Genomic DNA, 17,767 nt, shown 5'->3' on the forward strand with positions numbered 1-17,767 from the left:
CGAACCTCCTTGGAGTTCGGGTCGGTCAGTAATTGCCGAGGCCGCCGCAGACGTTGAGGGCCTGCGCGGTGATCGAGGCGGCGGTGTCGCTCGTCAGGTAGCCGACCAGGCCGGCCACCTCCTCGGGGGTGGAGTAGCGGCCGAGCGGGATCTTCGCGTGGAACTTCTCCAGCACCTGCGCCTCGGTGATCCCCCAGTGCGCGGCGTAGCCCTGCCGGACCCGCTCCGCCATCGGGGTCTCCACGTAGCCGGGGCAGACCGCGTTCACGGTGATCCCGCTGCCGGCCAGTTCCAGGCCGAGCGCCTTGGTGAAGCCGACCACGCCGTGCTTGGAGGCGGAGTACGGCGCGGCCAGCATCACGCCCTGCTTGCCGCCGGTGGAGGCGATGCTGATGACGCGTCCGTGCCCGGACTCCCGCATGCCGCCGGTGGTCAGCACCTCGCGGGTGACCCGGAAGACCGCGGTGAGGTTGGTGGCGATCACGTCGTCCCAGAGCTCGTCCGGGAGTTCGGCGGTGATGCCGCCGCCGCCCCGGCCGGCGTTGTTGACCAGGATGTCCAGCGGGCCGTACGCGGCGACCGCGTCCTGCACCAGGGCGCGCACCGCGGCGGCGTCGCGCACGTCGGCGGCGCCGCCCCGGACGTCCAGGCCGCGACCGCGGAGCTGCTCCGCGACCGTCGCCACCAGGTCGGCGTCACGGGCGCAGAAGTACACCGGGTGCCCGGCCTCGGCGAGTTGCTCGACGACGGCCAGGCCGATGCCGCTGGTGCCGCCGGTGACCAGGGCGGGCCGGTGTCGGGGGGTGGTCTTCTCGACCATGGTGGGGCTCCCTGAGGTTGGGGTCGGGCTGTCGTCAAAAGCCGTCTACGGGACGGGGGTTCAGCCCCGGGCGGCGGCCGGGGCGAGCTCGTCGAGGCCGAGCGGCCGCACCGGGTGGCCCTCCTCGACCAGGGCGCGGACCGCCCGCAGCACGTCGAGCCGGTCCGCCTCGGGCTGCCGGGCCCGGGTGCCGAGCAGCGGCACCGCCGCGCTGCGCCCGCACGCCACCTCGCGGTGCCGGCGGGCCAGCGCGGTCAGGCCCTGCCCGGGTCCGGCCTCGACCAGCAGGTGCGGGCCACGGCTCAGCAGCGCGTCCAGGGCGGGGGCGAAGAGCACCGGCTCGGCGGGCTGCATCGCCCAGAACAGCGGGTCGCAGGCCGAGCCCGGGTCGAGCTCCCCGCCGACCCGGCCGGAGTAGAGCGGAACGGCCGGCGGGGACAGCCGCACCCCGGTGAAGCCGGGCAGCGCACGGCGGCAGCAGTCGGCCAGCGACGGGCTGTGGAACCCGCTCGTCGCCCTGGCCCGCATGCAGACCAGGTCGGCGGCCCGCAGCCGCTGCGCCACCTGCTCCAGCTGTGGGTCCGGGCCGGCCAGCAGCACCTGCTGCGGCCCGTTGACCGCGCCGACCACCACCTCGGCGGTGAGGTACGGCGCCAGCTGCGCGGGGGTCGCGGCGACCGCGAGCATCCCGCCGGGCGGCGCGTCGGCGATCAGCTCGACCCGCTCGGCGAGCAGCCGGACGGCGTCCGGCAGCGACAGCACGCCGGCCAGCACCGCGGCCACCGCCTCGCCGGCGCTGTGCCCGACGAACGCGGCGGGCCGCAGCCCCCAGGCGGTCAGCATCCGGGCCAGCGCGTAGTCCACCGCGAAGATCAGCGGCTGGGCCCGGGACACGTGGTCGATGTCCACCGCGGGCCGCTCGGCCAGCCAGTCGGCGAGCACCTCCTCGCCGGGCGGGCCGAGCAGCCCCAGCACCTCCTCGAAGGGCTCGGTGAACGCGGGCACCTGCCCGTAGAGGCCGCGCGCCATGTGCGGGTACTGCGAGCCCTGGCCGGGCAGCAGCAGCGCGACCGGGCGCGGCGGCCGCCGCGCGGTGTCGGCGTCCACCGGGTCAGGCGTTCTCGGCCGAGGGCAGCTCCCCGCCGTTGACCACGGTGAGGAACTCCCGGGGCGTCTCCGCCGAGGCGGCGTCGTCGTCCAGCGCGACACCCAGGTCGCGCTGGATCACGCCGATGGCCTGGAGCAGCGCCAGCGAGTCGTAGCCGAGCTCCGGGAACGGGATGTCGAGGATGTCGCCGGACAGGTCGACGGACTCGTCGACGCCGGCGTTCTCGCGCAGGATCCGGGTCAGGGTGGGCAGGTCGAGAACGCTCATCGGGTGGTCTCCTCGGACTCGGTGGTGTCGGTGCAACCGCGCAGGACCAGCGCGGAGTTGAAGCCCCCGTAGCCGCGGGCCAGCACCAGTGCGGTGCGCAGCCGGGCCGGGCGGGGCGCCCCGGTGACCAGGTCGATGCGGTGTTCGGCGGCCGGCCCGTCGACCGGCGCGGTCGGCGGGATCAGCCCGTCGCGGATCGCCAGCAGCGCGGTCGCGGTGTCCAGCGCGGCGCCGGCGAAGAGCCGGCCGGTCATGCTCTTGGGCACCGTCACCGGCACCCCGTACGGGCCGAACAGCTCGGTCAGGGCGTCGGATTCGATGCGGTCCAGCTCGGGCACGGCGGCGCCGTCGGCGAACACCACGTCCACCTCGTCCGGGCCGATCCCGGCGTCGTCGAGGGCGAGCCGGGCGGCCCGCAGCAGCCCGGGCGGGCGGCCGCTCCCCGGGGCCGGGTCCAGGGTGGCCGCGTATCCGGCCACCTCGCCGTACCGGCGGGCGCCGCGGGCGCGGGCCTGCTCGTCGTCCTCCAGGACCAGGATGGCCCCGCCCTCGCCGGGCACGTAGCCGCCCGCGTCGGAGGCGAACGGCAGGTAGGCGCGCTCCGGGTCGGTCGCGGTGGAGAGCAGCCCGGTGGCGATCTGCGGCACCCAGCCCCACGGGCAGAGCGCCCCGTCGACGCCGCCGGAGACCACCACGGGCGTGCCGCGGCGGATGTGCCGCCGGGCGTGGCCCAGCGCGTCGATGCCGCCGGCCTGCTCGGTCACCAGCACCCCGCTCGGCCCGCGCAGGCCGTGCCGGATGGAGATCTGGCCGGAGTTGACCGCGTAGAACCAGGCGAAGGACTGGTAGGCGCTGACGTGCTCCTTGCCCTGCGACCACAGCGCCTGCAGCTCGCGCTGCCCGAACTCGACGCCGCCGCCGGAGGCCGCGGTCACCACGCCGACGCCGTAGCGCGGCAGTTCCTCGGGGCGCAGGCCGGCGTCGCCGAGGGCGCCCTCGGCGGCGAACAGCGCCAGTCGGGTCATCCGGTCGGTCTGCGGCAGCAGCCGGCTGGGCAGGTGCTCCGCGGCCTCGAAGTCCGGTATCTCGCCCGCCACCCGGGACGGGTAGGAGGACGCGTCGAAGCGGGTGGGCGGGCGCAGTCCGCCGCGGCCGGCCAGCGTGGCCTGCCAGTAGGCGTCGGTGCCGAGGCCGTTCGGGGCGGCCACCCCGATGCCGGTGACGACGGCGGTCATGGCATTCTCCGATCCGGACGGGCCAGCACCATGGCGCTCTGGAAGCCGCCGAACCCGCTGCCGACGCTGAGCACCGCGTCGGTGCGCTGCACCCTGGCGTGCAGCGGGACGTAGTCCAGGTCGCAGTCCGGGTCCGGCTCGTGCAGGTTGGCGGTGGGCGGTACCACGCTGTGCTCCATCGCCAGCGCGCAGGCGGCGATCTCCAACGCGCCGATGGCGCCCAGCGAGTGACCGATCATCGACTTGATCGAGCTGACCGGGGTGCGGTACGCGTGCTCTCCCAGGCTGACCTTGAAGGCCGCGGTCTCGTGGCGGTCGTTCATCCTGGTGCTGGAGCCGTGCGCGTTGATGTAGTCCAGGCCGTCGGGGCCGAGCCGGGCCTCGTCCATGGCGGCGGTGATCGCCGCGGCCATCTCCACGCCGTCCGCCTTCAGACCGGTCATGTGGTAGGCGTTGCAGCGCGAGGCGAAGCCGGCGATCTCGGCGTAGATCCGGGCGCCGCGGCGCCGGGCGTGCTCCAGTTCTTCCAGCATCAGCACGGCCGAACCCTCGCCCAGCACCAGGCCGTTGCGGGTCCGGTCGAACGGCCGTGAGGCGTGCTCCGGGTCGTCGTTGCGGGGCGTGGTGGCGTGGATCGCGTCGAAGCAGGCCGAGGTGATCGGCGAGATCGGCGCCTCGGTGGCGCCGGCCACCATCACGTCGACGGAGCCCTCCCGGATCAGCTCGACCGCGTGGCCGAGCGCGTCCAGGCCGGAGGTGCAGCCGGTGGAGACCACCGCGGCCGGGCCCTCGGCCCCGGCCAGGTGGGCCACCTCCACCGCCATCGAACCGGGCACGAAGTGGCGGTACAGGTCGCGGACCGCGTAGTCGTGGTCGACCTCCCAGCGCCGGCCGCCGTCGCTGACCACCACGTACTCCCGCTCCAGGCTGGTGGTGCAGCCGACCGCGGAGCCCAGCGCGGTGCCGATCCGGCCGGGGTCGAGGGCCGCCACGGCCAGCCCGCTGTCGGCCAGCGCCTCGCGGGCCGCGACCACCGCGAACTGCGCGGCCCGGTCCATGCGGCGGATCTCCTGCGGGGTCAGGCCCTCGCGGACCGGGTCGAAGTCGACCTCGGCGGCGACCCGGGAGCGGAACGGCGAGGGGTCGTAGTGGGTGATGGTGCGGGTGGCGGAGCGGCCGGACGTGAGCAGCTCCCAGTACGCCTTGATCCCGATCCCGCCGGGGGCCACCGCCCCCAGGCCGGTGATCACCACCCGCCGGTCGGGTGTTCTCTGTCTCGTCACGCTGCTTCCGTGCCCTTTCCGCCCGGGCACGGCGGCCCGAGCACCTCGATGACCGCGCACGACCAGGTGAAGCCGGCGCCGATGCCGGCCAGCAGCACCAGCTGGCCGGGTCGCAGCGCACCGCTGCGCCGCAGGTGGTCCAGGCCCGCGAACTGGTCCCCGGCGCCGAGGTGGCCGACGGTGCGGCTCCACGGCCAGGTGGACCGTTCCGGGTCGATGCCGAACGGTGCGAAGAAGGCCGCCTCCAGCCGTCGTCGGCCCAGGTGCGGCAGAACGAACCGGTCGACGTCGGCGAGCGTGCAGCCCGCCTCGTCCAGCGCCGTCTCCAGTGCCCGGCGCTGCCCGGCCGAGACCAGCGCGGTGCACCGGCCGACCCCGGTGCGGGAGACGAAGGCGCGCTTGGTGGTCTCCATGTCGACCACCGGGCGGTGCGCGAAGGGGGCGGCGCCGAACGGGTCGTCACCGCGGTGCATGCCCTCCAACTCCGGCGCGGAGACGGTGGCCAGGGACCGCAGCCGGGCGAAACCGCCGCGGTTGGAGAGCAGCAGCGCGGAGCCGCCGTCGGCGTAGTGGGTGCCCGGGTCGCCGTTCCAGCGGTCGAACCCGGGCTCCTCGAACCGGTCGCCGGCGGTGAGCAGCGCGTGCCCCCGCCCCGGCGCGGCGGCCAGGTAGCCGGCCGCCAGCTCCAGCGCGGCCATCCCGCCGTTGGAGAGCTGGCGGATCTCGACGGCCGGGCACGGCACGCAGCCCGGCGTGCCGGCCAGCACCTCGCGCTGCACGTAGGAGGCCGGCGCCCACAGGTCGTGGCCCTGGTAGTAGACGGTGGCGTGCAGCAGCAGGTCGAGCCCGGGCGAGCCGGCCTCGGTGAACGCCCGGCGCGCCGCCCGGGCGGCCAGCTCGGGACCCGACGGGCCGTCGGACACCGTCACCGCCAGGGCCCCGGTGCGGTCGGCGGTGCGCCGGTCCAGCCGCCCGGCCGCGACGGCGGCCTCGACGTCCTGCGCGGGCGGCAGCTCGGTCGCGCCCCCCGCGATGAAGATCTCCGGGTATCTCATGCCCAGATCTCCCCCGTTCTTGAGCGATGCGGTCGTCACACGACGCGGTCGTCGGGCGGCCCGGCCGGGATGTCCGGCGGGTCGCGCCCGGAAGGATCCGCCGGACGGGCCCACAGCCCTGTGCCGCGACGGCACCGCCATGGTGCGCACGAAACCTCGAAGCCGACTGGATTCCCGTCGGAGCCCGTCGACGGCCTTCGACCGGAGGCCACCGGCGGCCGGTGTCCGCCGAGGGCTGGACTGCCAGGTAAGCGGGCCTATGCTTCGTCGGAACGTCTCAAGATCGAATGGGACGTCGGGCTGCTGCTGCGGGACTGATGGGGGAGCCGGTGACCGGACGCACGCGACACACACGGCCGGCCGGCCGCCGCCACGAGGACGAGCGGGCCTCCGGCGGACGGCGGCTGCCCGAGGAACTGGACGGGGCGGCCGGCTCGTCCGCGCTGCTGGCCCGGCTGATGGGCGGGGTCCCGCCGCGCCGGCTGGCCCCGGCGCTGCTCGGCGTGATCATGGCCGGCTTCGTCGCGCAGAGCATGGTCGACATCTGCACCAGCACCGCCGGGCACGTCCATCTGACCTCCCTGATGGTCGACTTCCTGCTGATCGCCGGGCTCCAGGCGGTGCACTGCCTGCCGTGCGCGGCCGGCCTGCGACGGCGCCACGGCCGCTGGACGCTGGCCTTGCAGGGGGCGCTCGCCTTCCTGCCGCTCTACCTGGCGGGCTGGAACACCGGCGCGATGATGGGCTTCGCCGGGGCGTCGCTGCTGCTGGTGCCGGCCGGCCGGGACGCCTGGATCGGGTACGGCGCCTTCCTGCTGGCGCTGGCGCCGACCGGGCCGGTCCTCGGCATGACACCGGCCGCGTCGGTCTACCTGGTGGTGGCCAACGTGCTGTCCTCACTGGTGCTCTACGGCATCACCAGGCTGGTGGAGCTGGTCGACCGGCTGTACGAGGCGCGCTCCGCGATGGCCGCCATGGCGGTCGAGCAGGAGCGCCGGCGGTTCGCCCGCGACCTGCACGACCTGCTCGGCTACAGCCTCTCCACCATCACCGTGAAGTGCGAGCTGACCTCCGCGCTGGTCCGGGTCCGGCCCGAACAGGCGCTCTCCGAGCTCACCGACGTGCTGGCGATCTCCCGTCAGGCGCTGGCCGACGTGCGGACGGTGGCCCGGGGCTACCGGGAGATGTCGCTGCTCACCGAGATCGAGTCGGCCCGCGGGGTGCTGGCGGCGGGCGGCATCCGGGCACAGGTGGACGTCTCGGCGCCGGCGCCGTCGGGCGAGGCGAACACCGTGCTGGCCACCGTGCTGCGGGAGAGCGTCACCAACCTGCTGCGGCACAGCAGGGCGGAGGTCTGCCGGATCGAGTTCACCGCCGAGGGGCCCGACGTCCGCCTGCTGGTGACCAACGACGGGGTGCCCGCCGACCGCGCCGGCGCCCGGGAGAACGGCACCGGCCTGGCCAACCTGGCCGACCGGATCGCCGGGGTCGGCGGCCTGCTGGAGGTCGGCGTCGTCGAGGGCACCGACTGCTTCCGGCTGTCCGCCCAGGTGCCCGCGCAGGCGTAGGGCCCGGGGCCGGTGCCTCGCGGTCAGTGCCCGTGGTGGTCGAGCCAGCCGGCCTCGCGGGCGATCCGGACGGCGTCCACCCGGTTGCGCGCGTTGAGCTTGGTCACCGCCGCCGTCAGGTAGTTGCGCACCGTGCGGACCGAGAGGAAGAGCCGGTCGGCGATCTCGTCGGCCTCCGCGCCCTGCCCGGCCTGCCGCAGCACCTCGGTCTCGCGCTGGGTCAGCGGGTTCTCCGCCCCGGAGTCGAACGCGGAGAGCGCGAGCTGCGGGTCGACCACCCGCTCCCCGGCCACCACCGCCCGGATCGCCTCGGTGAGTTGACGCGGCGGCACGTCCTTGAGGATGAAGCCGGAGACCTTGCACTCCAGGGCGCGGCGCAGGGTGCCGGGCCGCCCCAGGCTGGTGAGGATCAGCGCGCGGCACTCGGGGAGCCGGTCGTGCAGCTGCGCGGCGGCGCTCAGGCCGTCCAGGCCGGGCAGGTCGATGTCGATGACCGCCACGTCGGGCCGCACCCGCAGCGCCTCGGACACGATCTGGTCGCCCCGGGCGAGCTCGGCGACCACCTCCAGGTCGTCCTCCAGGTTGAGCAGGGCGACGAGCGCGCCGCGGAGCATGGACATGTCCTCGGCGAGCAGAATCCGGATCACGCGTGTCCTCCCCGGCCCTGAGCGGGCTCCCGACCTTTCCGACCTCGCCCTCAGGGTACGAGATCGGGGGCCGTCCGGTGCCCGGGTCGCCGCAGAACCGCTTGAGCGCCGCTTGAGCCGCCCTGGAGAATGCCTCGACAATTCCTGGTGAATTCCTAGGAGGGCCTGTTCCCCGGGCATTCCCTCACTTACTCTCGACGCATGACGGACACTCTAGCAATGGCGGGCACGTCAATCGGCCTGCGCCGTATCGACCACGTCGGTATCGCGGTCCCCGACCTCGACGAGGCCATCGACCGGTACCAGCGCGTCTTCGGAATGCAGTGTGTGCACGTGGAGGAGAATGTCGAGCAGGGCGTGCGCGAGGCGATGCTCGCGGTCGACCCGCTGGACGCCGAGGGCAGCCGCATCCAGCTGCTCGCCCCGCTCTCCCCGGACTCCGTCATCGGGCGCTTCATCGGCACGTCGGGCCCCGGCCTGCAGCAGCTGGCCTACACCGTGACCGACCTGGACGCGGCCTGCGCCGAGCTGCGGGTCCGCGGCGTGCGGCTCCTCTACGACACCCCGCAGCGCGGCACCGCGGGCTCCCGGATCAACTTCGTCTTCCCCAGGGACGCCGGCGGTGTGCTGGTGGAACTGGTCGAGGTGGCCGGCTGACGCCGCCGCACCCGCACCGATCCATCCCCCGTACGCGAGGCCCCGGGCGACTGCCGCCCGGGGCCTCGTCGTTTTCGTGGACGGCCGCGGCTCCGCCGGAGTGCCGAGCCGCTCCGGCGGCCCGCGTCCCATCAGATGTTGACCGCCCCGGCCGCGTCTCAACCTTTTGGTGGAGTTTTCCGCCCGACTGAATCAAACGGACGACGCAAAAAGGTTCGACCGTTATGCCGAAGACACCTGACAAAGTGCGCCAATAAGCTGCGGGCGCCGAGGAGCGGGAATTCGCAGACGACCCGCCGGAGGCAGCCACTGGGCAACCTGAATTCCTGGAGCGAAAGATGGCGAAGGCCGGGCACCGCAGCGAGTACACGACGCTCGTCGACCACTACCGGGAGATTTTCCTGGAGCATCCGCAGGACCGGACGTACCGGTTCCTGCCGGACGGGGAGGGCGCCCCGGTCTGCCTGACCAACGCCGAGCTCGACCGGCGGGCCCGCGCGCTCGCCGTGCTGCTGCGCGAGCAGGTCGGGGCCGGCGAGCGGGCGCTGATCGTCTGCCCGCCGGGGCTGGACTACGTGGTGTCGTACTACGCCTGCCTGTACGCCGGGGTGATCGCGGTACCGGTCTACCCGCCGGATCCGACCCTGCTCAAGCGCACCCTGCCCCGGCTGGTCGGGGTGGTGGAGGACGCCAGGCCGAAGGCGGTGCTGGCCCCGGCCTCGGTGACCGCGACGGCGGACCAGTTCGCGGCGTACGTGCCGTCGTTCGCCGAGCTGCTCTGGGTCAGCGTGGACGAGATCGACCTGACCGCGGCCGACTCCTGGCAGCGGCCCGACATCACCGGCGACTCCCTCGCGTTCCTGCAGTACACCTCCGGCTCCACCAGCAGCCCCAAGGGCGTGATGGTCGGTCACGCCAACCTGGTGCACAACCTGGCGGCGCTCAACCGCCGCTTCTTCGACGCCACCCCGGACGACCACATGGTCATCTGGCTGCCGCCGTACCACGACATGGGCCTGATCGCCGGTCTGCTGGCGCCCGCCTTCGGCAACTATCCGGTCACCTTCATGCCGCCGTTCGCCTTCCTGAAGCGCCCGCTGCGCTGGCTGGAGGCGATCTCGACGGCCGGCGGCACGCTCAGCGGCGCCCCCAACTTCGCCTACGACCTGTGCGTGGCCAGGAGCACCGAGGAGGAGCGGGCCGCGCTCGACCTCAGCAACTGGCGCGTCACCCTGAACGGCGCCGAGCCGGTCCGGCTGGAGAGCATGGACCGGTTCGCCCGGGCCTTCGCGACGTCCGGGTTCCGCCGCCGGGCCTTCATGCCCGGCTACGGGCTGGCCGAGGCCACCCTCGCCGTCACCGGCGGGCACCTCGGCGAGCGGCGGGCGGTGCGCAGGCTGCAGGCCACCGCGCTCGCCGAGCAGGCCACCGCGGTGGACGCGGTGGACGGCGAGGAGTTCCGCACCGTCGTCGGCTGCGGCCCGTCGCTGGAGGACCAGCAGCTGGCCATCGTCGACCCGGTGACCCGGCGCCGGCTGCCGGACGGCAAGGTCGGCGAGATCTGGCTGGCCGGTCCGAGCATGGCGCACGGCTACTGGGCGCGCCCGCAGGAGACCGAGAACACCTTCCGGGCCACCATCGACGGCACCGACGAGGGCCCGTTCCTGCGCACCGGAGACCTGGGCTTCCTGGACGGCCCCGAGCTCTACGTGGCCGGCCGCGCCAAGGACCTGATCATCATCGACGGCCTCAACCACTACCCGCAGGACATCGAACGCTCCATCGAGTCGGTGGACCCGGCGCTGCGCCCCGGCTGCGGCATCGCCGGCGCCCGCGAGATCGACGGCGCCGAGCGGCTGATCATCGTGCACGAGGTGGGCGGCAGGCCGCAGGACCTGAACGCCGAGGCGATCTTCGCCGCGATCCGGGCCCGGGTCGCCGAGGTGCACGGCATCCCCGTGCACGCCATCTCCCTGGTGCGGCGCGGCGGGGTGCCCAAGACCTCCAGCGGCAAGCTGCAGCGCTCGCTCTGCCTGGACACCTACCTGGCCGGCGGCCTGCCCGCGCTCGCCGCCTGGACCGCGGACGGCAGCACGCCCGTCGCCGCGCCCGTCCCCGCTGCTGCCGCGCCCGTCCCCGCTGCTGCCGCTCCCGCCGCTGTCTCCGAGCCCGTCGCCGAGGACGCGCCGCAGGCCCCCGGCGCCGAGGAGATCGAGGCCTGGCTGACCGGGCGGATCGCCCACACCGTGGACTGCGACCCGACCGGCATCGACCGGACCGCGCCGATCGCCGGGCTGGGCCTGCGCTCGGTCGACCTGGTCGCCCTGATCGGCGAGCTGGAGCGCCACCTGGGCCGCACGCTCCCGGCCACCCTCGCCTGGGCCTACCCGACCGTCGAGGCGCTCGCCGCGCACCTGGCCGGCACCGGGCCCGCGGCGGCCGGGACCCCGCAGGCCCCCGAGGAGCCCGCCGAGCCCGAGCCCGCCTCCGTCCCGGCGTTCCTGACCCCGGCCGCCACCGCCGAGTACGCCGCCGAGCCGATGGCCGTGGTCGGCATCGGCTGCCGCTTCCCCGGCGGCGCCAACGGCCCCGAGGGCTTCTGGCAGCTGCTCACCGAGGGCCGTGACGCCGTCACCGAGGTGCCCGAGGACCGCTGGAAGCTCGCCGACTACGCCACCGACGACCCCGCCGAGCCGGGCCGCACCACCAGCCGCTGGGGCGGCTTCCTGGACGACGTGCACGGCTTCGACGCGCCGTTCTTCGGCATCTCCTCGGCCGAGGCCGCCCGGATGGACCCGCAGCAGCGGCTGCTGGCCGAGGTCGCCTGGGAGGCGCTGGAGGACGCGGGCCTGCCCGCCGAGCAGCTGGCCGGCACCGCCACCGGCGTGTTCGTCGGCATCTCCAGCTTCGACCACGGCGTGCAGAACTTCCACGAGATCGAGAAGATCGACGCCTACACCGGCACCGGCAGCGCGCTGAGCATCGCCGCCAACCGGCTCTCCTACCTGTTCGACCTGCGCGGCCCCAGCATGGCCGTGGACACCGCCTGCTCGTCCTCGCTGGTCGCCGTCCACCAGGCCGCCGCCGCGCTGGCCTCCGGCGAGTGCACGCTGGCGCTGGCCGCGGGCGTCAACCTGATCCTCTCCCCGGCGCTGGCCGTCAACTTCTCCAAGGCCGGGGCGATGGCCTCGGACGGCCGCTGCAAGGCCTTCGACGCCCGCGCCGACGGCTACGTCCGGGCCGAGGGCTGCGGCGTGGTGGTGCTCAAGCCGCTCGGCCGGGCGCTCGCCGACAAGGACCGGATCTACGCCGTGGTGCGCGGCAGCGCCGTCAACCAGGACGGGCGCAGCAACGGCATCATGGCCCCCAACCCGCTCGCCCAGGAGGCGGTGCTGCGCGCCGCCTACGACGCGGCCCGGGTCGGACCCGACCAGGTGCAGTACGTCGAGGCGCACGGCACCGGAACCCTGCTCGGCGACCCGATCGAGGCCCGGGCGCTGTCCGCCGTGCTCTGCGCCGACCGCGCCCCGGACCGGCCGATGCTGATCGGCTCGGTCAAGTCCAACCTCGGCCACATGGAGGCGGCGGCCGGCATCGGCGGCCTGATCAAGGCCGCGCTGGCGCTCAGCCACCGCTCGATCCCGGCCAGCCTGCACTTCGAGACCCCCAACCCGCACATCCCGTTCCAGGAACTGGCACTGCGGGTGGTCGACCGGGCACAGCCCTGGCCGGCCACCGCCGGCCCGGCGCTGGCCGGCGTCAGCTCGTTCGGCTTCGGCGGCACCAACGCGCACCTGGTGCTGGAGGAGGGCCCGCGCACCCGCCCGGCCGCGCCCGCCGCCGGTGACGCGTCCGCCGTCCCGCTGCTGCTGTCGGCCCGCGACCCGCAGGCGCTGACCGCGCTGGCCGAGCGCTACCGCGAGCTGCTGGACCGCCCGGACGGCGCGCCGGTGTCCGCCACCGCCGCGACCGCCGCGCTGCGCCGCACCCAGCACCCCGAGCACCGCCTCGCCGTGCTGGGCGGCAGCGCCGAGGAGTGGCGGGCCGGGCTGGACGCGTTCCTGGCCGGCGAGCAGCACCCCGCCGTGCTGCACGGCGGCCGGGTGCTGGGCCGCACCTCGCGCACCGCGTTCGTGTTCTGCGGCCAGGGGCCGCGCTGGTGGCCGGTGGCCGCCGACCTGATGGACGAGCCGGTGTTCCGCGCCGTCCTGGAGCGCTGCGACGAACTGCTGCGCCCGCACACCAACTGGTCGCTGCTGGCGCAACTCGCCGCCGGGCAGCAGGAGTCCAGGCTCACCGACACCGCCGTCGGCCAGCCCGCGCTGTGCGCCGTGCAGATCGCGCTGGCCACCCAGTGGCAGGCCTGGGGCGTGCGGCCGGACACCGTGGTCGGCCACAGCGTCGGCGAGATCGCCGCCGCGCACGTCGCCGGGGCGCTCACCCTGCAGGAGGCGCTGCTGGTGGCGCTGCACCGCGGCCGGGTGCTGCACTCGGCGGTCGGCCGGGGCCGGATGGCCGTGGTCGGCGTCGCCTTCGACGAGGCCGAGCGGCTGGTCGCCGGCTCCGGCCTGGCCCGGGTCTGGGTCGCCGGGGCGAACGGCCCGCAGTCGGCGGTGCTCTCCGGCGACGGCGCGGAGATCGAGGAGCTGGCCGCCCGCCTGACCGCCGACGGACTGTTCTGCCGGGTGCTGGAGTCGGTCGAATTCCCCTCGCACTGCCCGCTGATGGAGCGGCCCGCCGACGACCTGCGGCGACTGCTCCAGGGCCTGGCGCCGCGTCCGACCAAGGTGCCGTTCCTCTCCACCGTGCACGGCCGGGTGCTGGACGGGTCCGAGCTGGACGCCGCCTACTGGGGCGCCAACCTGCGCAGCCCCGTGCTGTTCGACCAGGCGGTGTCCGCGCTGGTGGAGTCCGGCCACGGCGCGTTCGTCGAGGTCGGCCCGCACCCGACGCTGCTCGGCCCGATCGCGGACCGGCTCGACGCCGACGGCGCCGAGGGCGTCGCGGTCGGCTCGCTCCGCCGCGACGAGCCCGGCCGTCCCGCGCTGCTCGCCGCGCTGTCCCAACTGCACTGCGCCGGCCGTCCGGTGGACTGGAGCCGGCTGCTCCCCGCGGACGGACCCAACCTGACGCTGCCGTCCTACCCGTGGCAGCACCGGCAGAGCCGGCCCGCCGACGGCCCGGCGGTCCGCCGCCGCACCGCCGGCGGCCACCCGTTGCGCGAGACCGCGCTGCGTTCCGCCGTCGAGCCCCGCACCCTGCACTGGAGCGCCACCGTGGACCGGGCCGGCTTCGGCTGGCTGGCGGACCACCGGGTCGGCGGCACCGCCGTGCTGCCCGCCGCGCTGCTGCTGGACGCCGCGCTGGCCGCCGCCCGGGAGGCGCTGGGCGAACAGCGGGTGACGCTGGAGAACGTCGCGCTCACCGCCATGAACGTGCTGCCCGACCAGGCGGCCGACGCCACCTGGCAGTTGGTGCTGCAGCCCGGCGCCGGGAACACCGGCTCCTTCCGCCAGCTGTCCGGGCCGACCGGCGGCGCGGACGGCGGCTGGACCGAGGCCGCCGCGGGCCGCTACCGGGCCGCCGACGAGGCCGCGCCGGCCACCGTCGACCTGGACGGACTGCGCGCCCGCTGCGCCGAGCCGGTCGACACCGAGGGCTTCTACCGGGCGCTGGAGCGGGCGGGGATCGGCTACGGCCCCGCCTTCCAGGGCGTGCGCACGCTGCGGCGCGGCGCCGGCGAGGCGCTCGCCGAGCTGCGCGACGCGGCCGAGCTCACCGGCGGGAGCGCCGCCCACCCGGTCCACCCCGCCGTCCTGGACAGCTGCCTGCAGGCGCTGGCCGCCGCGCTGGACGGCACCCTGGACGGCACCGCCACCCATCTCCCGGTCGGCGTCGGCTCGTTCACCCTGCACACCGCCCGCGCCGTGCCGGCCTGGGCGCACGCGGTGCGCGGCACCGCCGAGCCGGACGGCTTCGCCGGCTGCCGGGTGGAGCTGCTGGCCGCCGACGGCACCGTCCTCGGCGCCCTGGACGGCATCACCCTGCAGCGCCTCGGCGGCGCCGAGGGCGCCGAGCCGGGCGCGGAGGCCCTGCTCGACCTCGCCTGGCAGCCGGCCGACGCCCCCGCGCCCGCCGAGGGCGCCGAGCCGGACGGCTGGTGGCTGCTGCTCGCCGACCGGGGCGGCACCGCCGACGCGCTCGCCGCCGAACTGCGTTCCCGCGGCGCCCAGGTGGTCACCGCCACCGCCGGCGAGCACGCCGAACGACTCGGCCCGGACGCCCACCGGCTGCCGCCGCTTGCGCCCGACGCCCTGCCCGGGCTCCTCGCCGAGCTGCGCGACTCCCGCCCCGGCAGCTGCCTCGGCGTGCTGAGCGCCTGGGCGCTGGACGCGCCCGAGCCGGAGGCGGACGGCGGCGCGCACCTGCTGTGGACCGGGCAGGACGCGGCCACCGCCGCCGCCCTGCACACCGTGCAGGCGCTGGCCGGCGCCGGCTTCGCCGCCCCGCCCCGGCTGGCGCTGCTCACCCGCGGCGCCCAGCACGTCCCGGGCGACGGGCCGGCCGTCGCGCTCGCCCAGGCCCCGCTGTGGGGTCTGGCCCGGGTGGCCGTCCTGGAGCACGCCGAACTGCGGCCGCTCGTCGTGGACCTGGACCCGGCGACCGCTCCGGGCTCGGCCGTCGAGGCGGCGCTGCTGGCCGACCGGCTGCTCGCCGAGTCCGGCCCCGCCCAGCTGGCGGTGCGCGGCGGGACCTGCCTGACGCCCCGTCTGGAGCCGCGCCGCGCGGTGGACGGCGGCGCCTGGCGCCGCCGCCGCTACGACCGGGTCCGGGACACCAACCTGCGGGTGCTGGCCGAGCGGCCCGGCATCCTGGAGAGCCTGGTGCCGACCGTGTGGCGGCGCACCGCGCCGGGCCCCGGCCAGGTGGAGATCGAGGTGGCCGCCGCCGGCCTGAACTTCAACGACCTGCTGAAGGCGATGGGCGACTGCCCGGGCCTGCCGAGCGGCGTGGTGCCGCTGGGCGGCGAGTGCGCCGGCCGGGTGGTGGCCGTCGGCGAGGGCGTGGACGACCTGCGGGTCGGCGACCCGGTGATGGCGGTGGCCGGCTCCGCCATGGCCGAGTTCGCCACCACCGGCCGCCACCTGGTGGCGCCCCGCCCCGAGGGGCTGACCGACGAGCAGGCGGCCGGTGTGCCGATCGCCTTCCTCACCGCCGTGTACGGCCTGGAGTACCTGGGCCGGCTGGCGCCGGGCGAGACGGTGCTGATCCACTCCGCCGCGGGCGGCGTCGGGCTGGCCGCGATCCAGGTGGCCAGGCGCTGCGGCGCCGAGGTGTTCGCCACCGCCGGCACCGAGGAGAAGCGCGAACTGCTGCGCTCGCTCGGCGTGCAGCACGTGCTGGACTCCCGTTCGCTGGAGTTCGCCGACCGGATCGCGGCCGCCACCGGCGGGCGCGGGATCGACGTGGTGCTCAACTCGCTGGCCGGCGAGGCGCTCACCCGCAGTATGGAACTGCTGGCCCCGGGCGGGCGGTTCGTGGAGATCGGCAAGCGCGACGTGTACGGCGACAGCCCGCTCGGGATGGGCCTGCTCAAGGCCAACCGGTCGTTCTTCGCCGTCGACCTGGAGTACTCGTTCGCCGAACAGCCCGCCCTGGTGCGGCACCTGTTCGCCGCAGTGGCCGAGGGCTTCGCCCGGGGCGAGTTCGGCGCGCTGCCGGTGACGGCCTTCGGCTACGGCGAGGCCGGTGAGGCGTTCTCGTACATGGCCAAGGCCAGGCACACCGGCAAGATCGTGCTGCGGCCCGAGGAGCGGCCCGAGGTCGCGGTCCGTGCGGACCTGCCGCCGGTCGGCCCCGGCGCCAGCTACCTGGTCACCGGTGGTCTCGGCGGCCTGGGTCTGGCCACCGCGCGCTACCTGGCCGACCAGGGCGCCCGCCACCTGGTGCTGGTCGGCCGCTCCGCCCCGTCCGCCGAGGCCGAGGCCGCGATCACGGAGCTGCGGGAGCGCGGGGTGTCCGTCCTGGTGCGCGCGGTGGACGTCTCGCGGCGCGCCGAGCTGGACGCGCTGCTCGCCGAGATGGACGCCGAACTGCCGCCGCTGGGCGGTGTGGTGCACACCGCCGGCGTGCTGGACGACGGCCTGCTGCTCCAGTTGGACCAGCAGCGCTTCCAGGCGGTCGCCCGGCCGAAGGCGGCCGGCGCCTGGCACCTGCACGAGGCCACCCGGGAACGGGAGTTGGACTTCTTCGTGCTGTACTCCTCGGCCGCCGCGCTGCTCGGCTCGGCCAGCCAGGCCAACTACGCCGCCGCCAACGCGTTCCTGGACGGCCTGGCGCTGCACCGCCGGGCCCGGGGCCTGCCCGCGCTGAGCATCGCCTGGGGACCGTGGTCCGAGGTGGGTCTGGCCGCCCGGCCCGACCGCGGGGGCGCGCTCTCCACCCGCGGCGTGCTCAGCCTGAGCCCGGCCGACGGCATCGCCGCGCTCGACCGGCTGATGCGCACCACCGACCCGTTGGCCTGTGTGCTGCCGCTGGACCGGGAGCGCCTCGCCGAGGCGGCGGCCGGCGGTCTGCTGCCCGCGCTGCTGCTCGACCTGGTCGCCGACCGGGCGGGCGCGGCCACCGGGGCCGCCGCCCGGCAGGCGTCCGGTGAACTGCGCGGCCGGCTGCTGGCCGTGGAGCCGGGCCGGCGCCGCCGGACCCTGCTGGTGCGGCACTGCGTCGACCAGGCCGCCAAGGTGCTGGGCCTGGAGCAGTCGCTGGTCGACCCGGCGGCGCCGCTGGTCGGCCTCGGATTCGACTCGCTGATGTCCCTGGAGCTGCGCAAGCGCCTGGAGGCATCCACCGGGACCGGCCTGCCGGCCACCCTCACCTGGCGCTTCCCCTCGATCGAGGTGATGGTGCCGTTCCTCGCGGAGCAGATGGAGATCGCGCTGGAGGCCACCGCCGGGCAACCCGCGCCGGCCGCCGCCGAGTCGGCCGCCGCCGAGTCGGCCGCCGCCGAGTCGGCCGCCGCCGAGTCGGTCGCCGAGGACGAGCTCGACGAGCTGTCCACCGAGGACCTCGAAGCCCTCCTCGCCGCCAAGTCCGCACAGTTCGAGCAGATTCACGAAGGGCGTTGACC

The 17,767-nt window shown here is 75.5% G+C and carries 10 protein-coding genes; 3 read left to right on the top strand and 7 right to left on the bottom strand.

Features of this window, described 5'->3' with window-relative positions:
• Positions 1-25: 25 nt before the first annotated feature.
• Genes ACFV4P_RS14620 through ACFV4P_RS14645 form a run of 6 tightly spaced genes read right to left on the bottom strand, consistent with a single transcriptional unit; the run spans position 26 to position 5,768 of the window.
• Positions 26-820, bottom strand: coding sequence for an SDR family NAD(P)-dependent oxidoreductase (locus ACFV4P_RS14620; RefSeq protein ID WP_380470951.1), 795 nt, complete (start codon positions 818-820; stop codon positions 26-28).
• A gap of 60 nt (positions 821-880) precedes the next feature.
• The gene (locus tag ACFV4P_RS14625; RefSeq protein WP_380470953.1) at positions 881-1,927 is read right to left on the bottom strand and encodes an acyltransferase domain-containing protein; all 1,047 of its coding nucleotides are present in this window, start codon (positions 1,925-1,927) and stop codon (positions 881-883) included.
• A gap of 4 nt (positions 1,928-1,931) precedes the next feature.
• Positions 1,932-2,195 (bottom strand): acyl carrier protein, encoded by a 264-nt coding sequence (locus ACFV4P_RS14630; RefSeq protein WP_380470955.1) that lies wholly within the window; start codon positions 2,193-2,195, stop codon positions 1,932-1,934.
• A complete protein-coding gene (locus tag ACFV4P_RS14635) occupies positions 2,192-3,430 on the bottom strand; it encodes a ketosynthase chain-length factor (RefSeq protein WP_380470957.1) in 1,239 nt (412 codons plus the stop codon). Before ACFV4P_RS14635 ends, ACFV4P_RS14630 begins: the two co-directional genes overlap by 4 nt.
• The gene (locus ACFV4P_RS14640; protein ID WP_380470959.1) at positions 3,427-4,713 is read right to left on the bottom strand and encodes a beta-ketoacyl-[acyl-carrier-protein] synthase family protein; all 1,287 of its coding nucleotides are present in this window, start codon (positions 4,711-4,713) and stop codon (positions 3,427-3,429) included. Before ACFV4P_RS14640 ends, ACFV4P_RS14635 begins: the two co-directional genes overlap by 4 nt.
• Positions 4,710-5,768, bottom strand: a complete 1,059-nt coding sequence (locus tag ACFV4P_RS14645; RefSeq protein WP_380470961.1) for a ketoacyl-ACP synthase III family protein — start codon at positions 5,766-5,768, stop codon at positions 4,710-4,712. Before ACFV4P_RS14645 ends, ACFV4P_RS14640 begins: the two co-directional genes overlap by 4 nt.
• Positions 5,769-6,097: 329 nt before the next feature.
• Here ACFV4P_RS14645 and ACFV4P_RS14650 point away from each other — a divergent pair, with 329 nt between their 5' ends.
• The gene (locus tag ACFV4P_RS14650; protein WP_380470963.1) at positions 6,098-7,336 is read left to right on the top strand and encodes a sensor histidine kinase; all 1,239 of its coding nucleotides are present in this window, start codon (positions 6,098-6,100) and stop codon (positions 7,334-7,336) included.
• Positions 7,337-7,359: 23 nt separating this feature from the next.
• On the opposite strand, the gene ACFV4P_RS14655 is transcribed toward ACFV4P_RS14650, so the two are convergent.
• Positions 7,360-7,983 (bottom strand): DNA-binding response regulator, encoded by a 624-nt coding sequence (locus ACFV4P_RS14655; RefSeq protein WP_380470965.1) that lies wholly within the window; start codon positions 7,981-7,983, stop codon positions 7,360-7,362.
• A gap of 219 nt (positions 7,984-8,202) precedes the next feature.
• On the opposite strand from ACFV4P_RS14655, the gene mce reads away from it, so the two are divergent.
• Together mce and ACFV4P_RS14665 are read left to right on the top strand one after the other, a co-directional pair.
• Positions 8,203-8,640 (top strand): methylmalonyl-CoA epimerase, encoded by a 438-nt coding sequence (mce, locus tag ACFV4P_RS14660; RefSeq protein WP_380470967.1) that lies wholly within the window; start codon positions 8,203-8,205, stop codon positions 8,638-8,640.
• A gap of 338 nt (positions 8,641-8,978) precedes the next feature.
• The gene (locus ACFV4P_RS14665; protein ID WP_380470969.1) at positions 8,979-17,765 is read left to right on the top strand and encodes an SDR family NAD(P)-dependent oxidoreductase; all 8,787 of its coding nucleotides are present in this window, start codon (positions 8,979-8,981) and stop codon (positions 17,763-17,765) included.
• The last annotated feature ends 2 nt before the right edge of the window (positions 17,766-17,767 follow it).

The organism is Kitasatospora sp. NPDC059795 (assembly GCF_042732175.1).
Classification (GTDB): domain Bacteria; phylum Actinomycetota; class Actinomycetes; order Streptomycetales; family Streptomycetaceae; genus Kitasatospora.

Excerpts from the sequence above, each read along its gene's own strand:
- ACFV4P_RS14630 (WP_380470955.1), bottom strand. The coding sequence starts at position 2,195 with ATGAGCGTTCTCGACCTGCCCACCCTGACCCGGATCCTGCGCGAGAAC.
- ACFV4P_RS14620 (WP_380470951.1), bottom strand. The coding sequence starts at position 820 with ATGGTCGAGAAGACCACCCCCCGACACCGGCCCGCCCTGGTCACCGGC.
- ACFV4P_RS14635 (WP_380470957.1), bottom strand. The coding sequence starts at position 3,430 with ATGACCGCCGTCGTCACCGGCATCGGGGTGGCCGCCCCGAACGGCCTC.
- mce (WP_380470967.1), top strand. The coding sequence starts at position 8,203 with ATGGCGGGCACGTCAATCGGCCTGCGCCGTATCGACCACGTCGGTATC.
- ACFV4P_RS14645 (WP_380470961.1), bottom strand. The coding sequence starts at position 5,768 with ATGAGATACCCGGAGATCTTCATCGCGGGGGGCGCGACCGAGCTGCCG.
- ACFV4P_RS14665 (WP_380470969.1), top strand. The coding sequence starts at position 8,979 with ATGGCGAAGGCCGGGCACCGCAGCGAGTACACGACGCTCGTCGACCAC.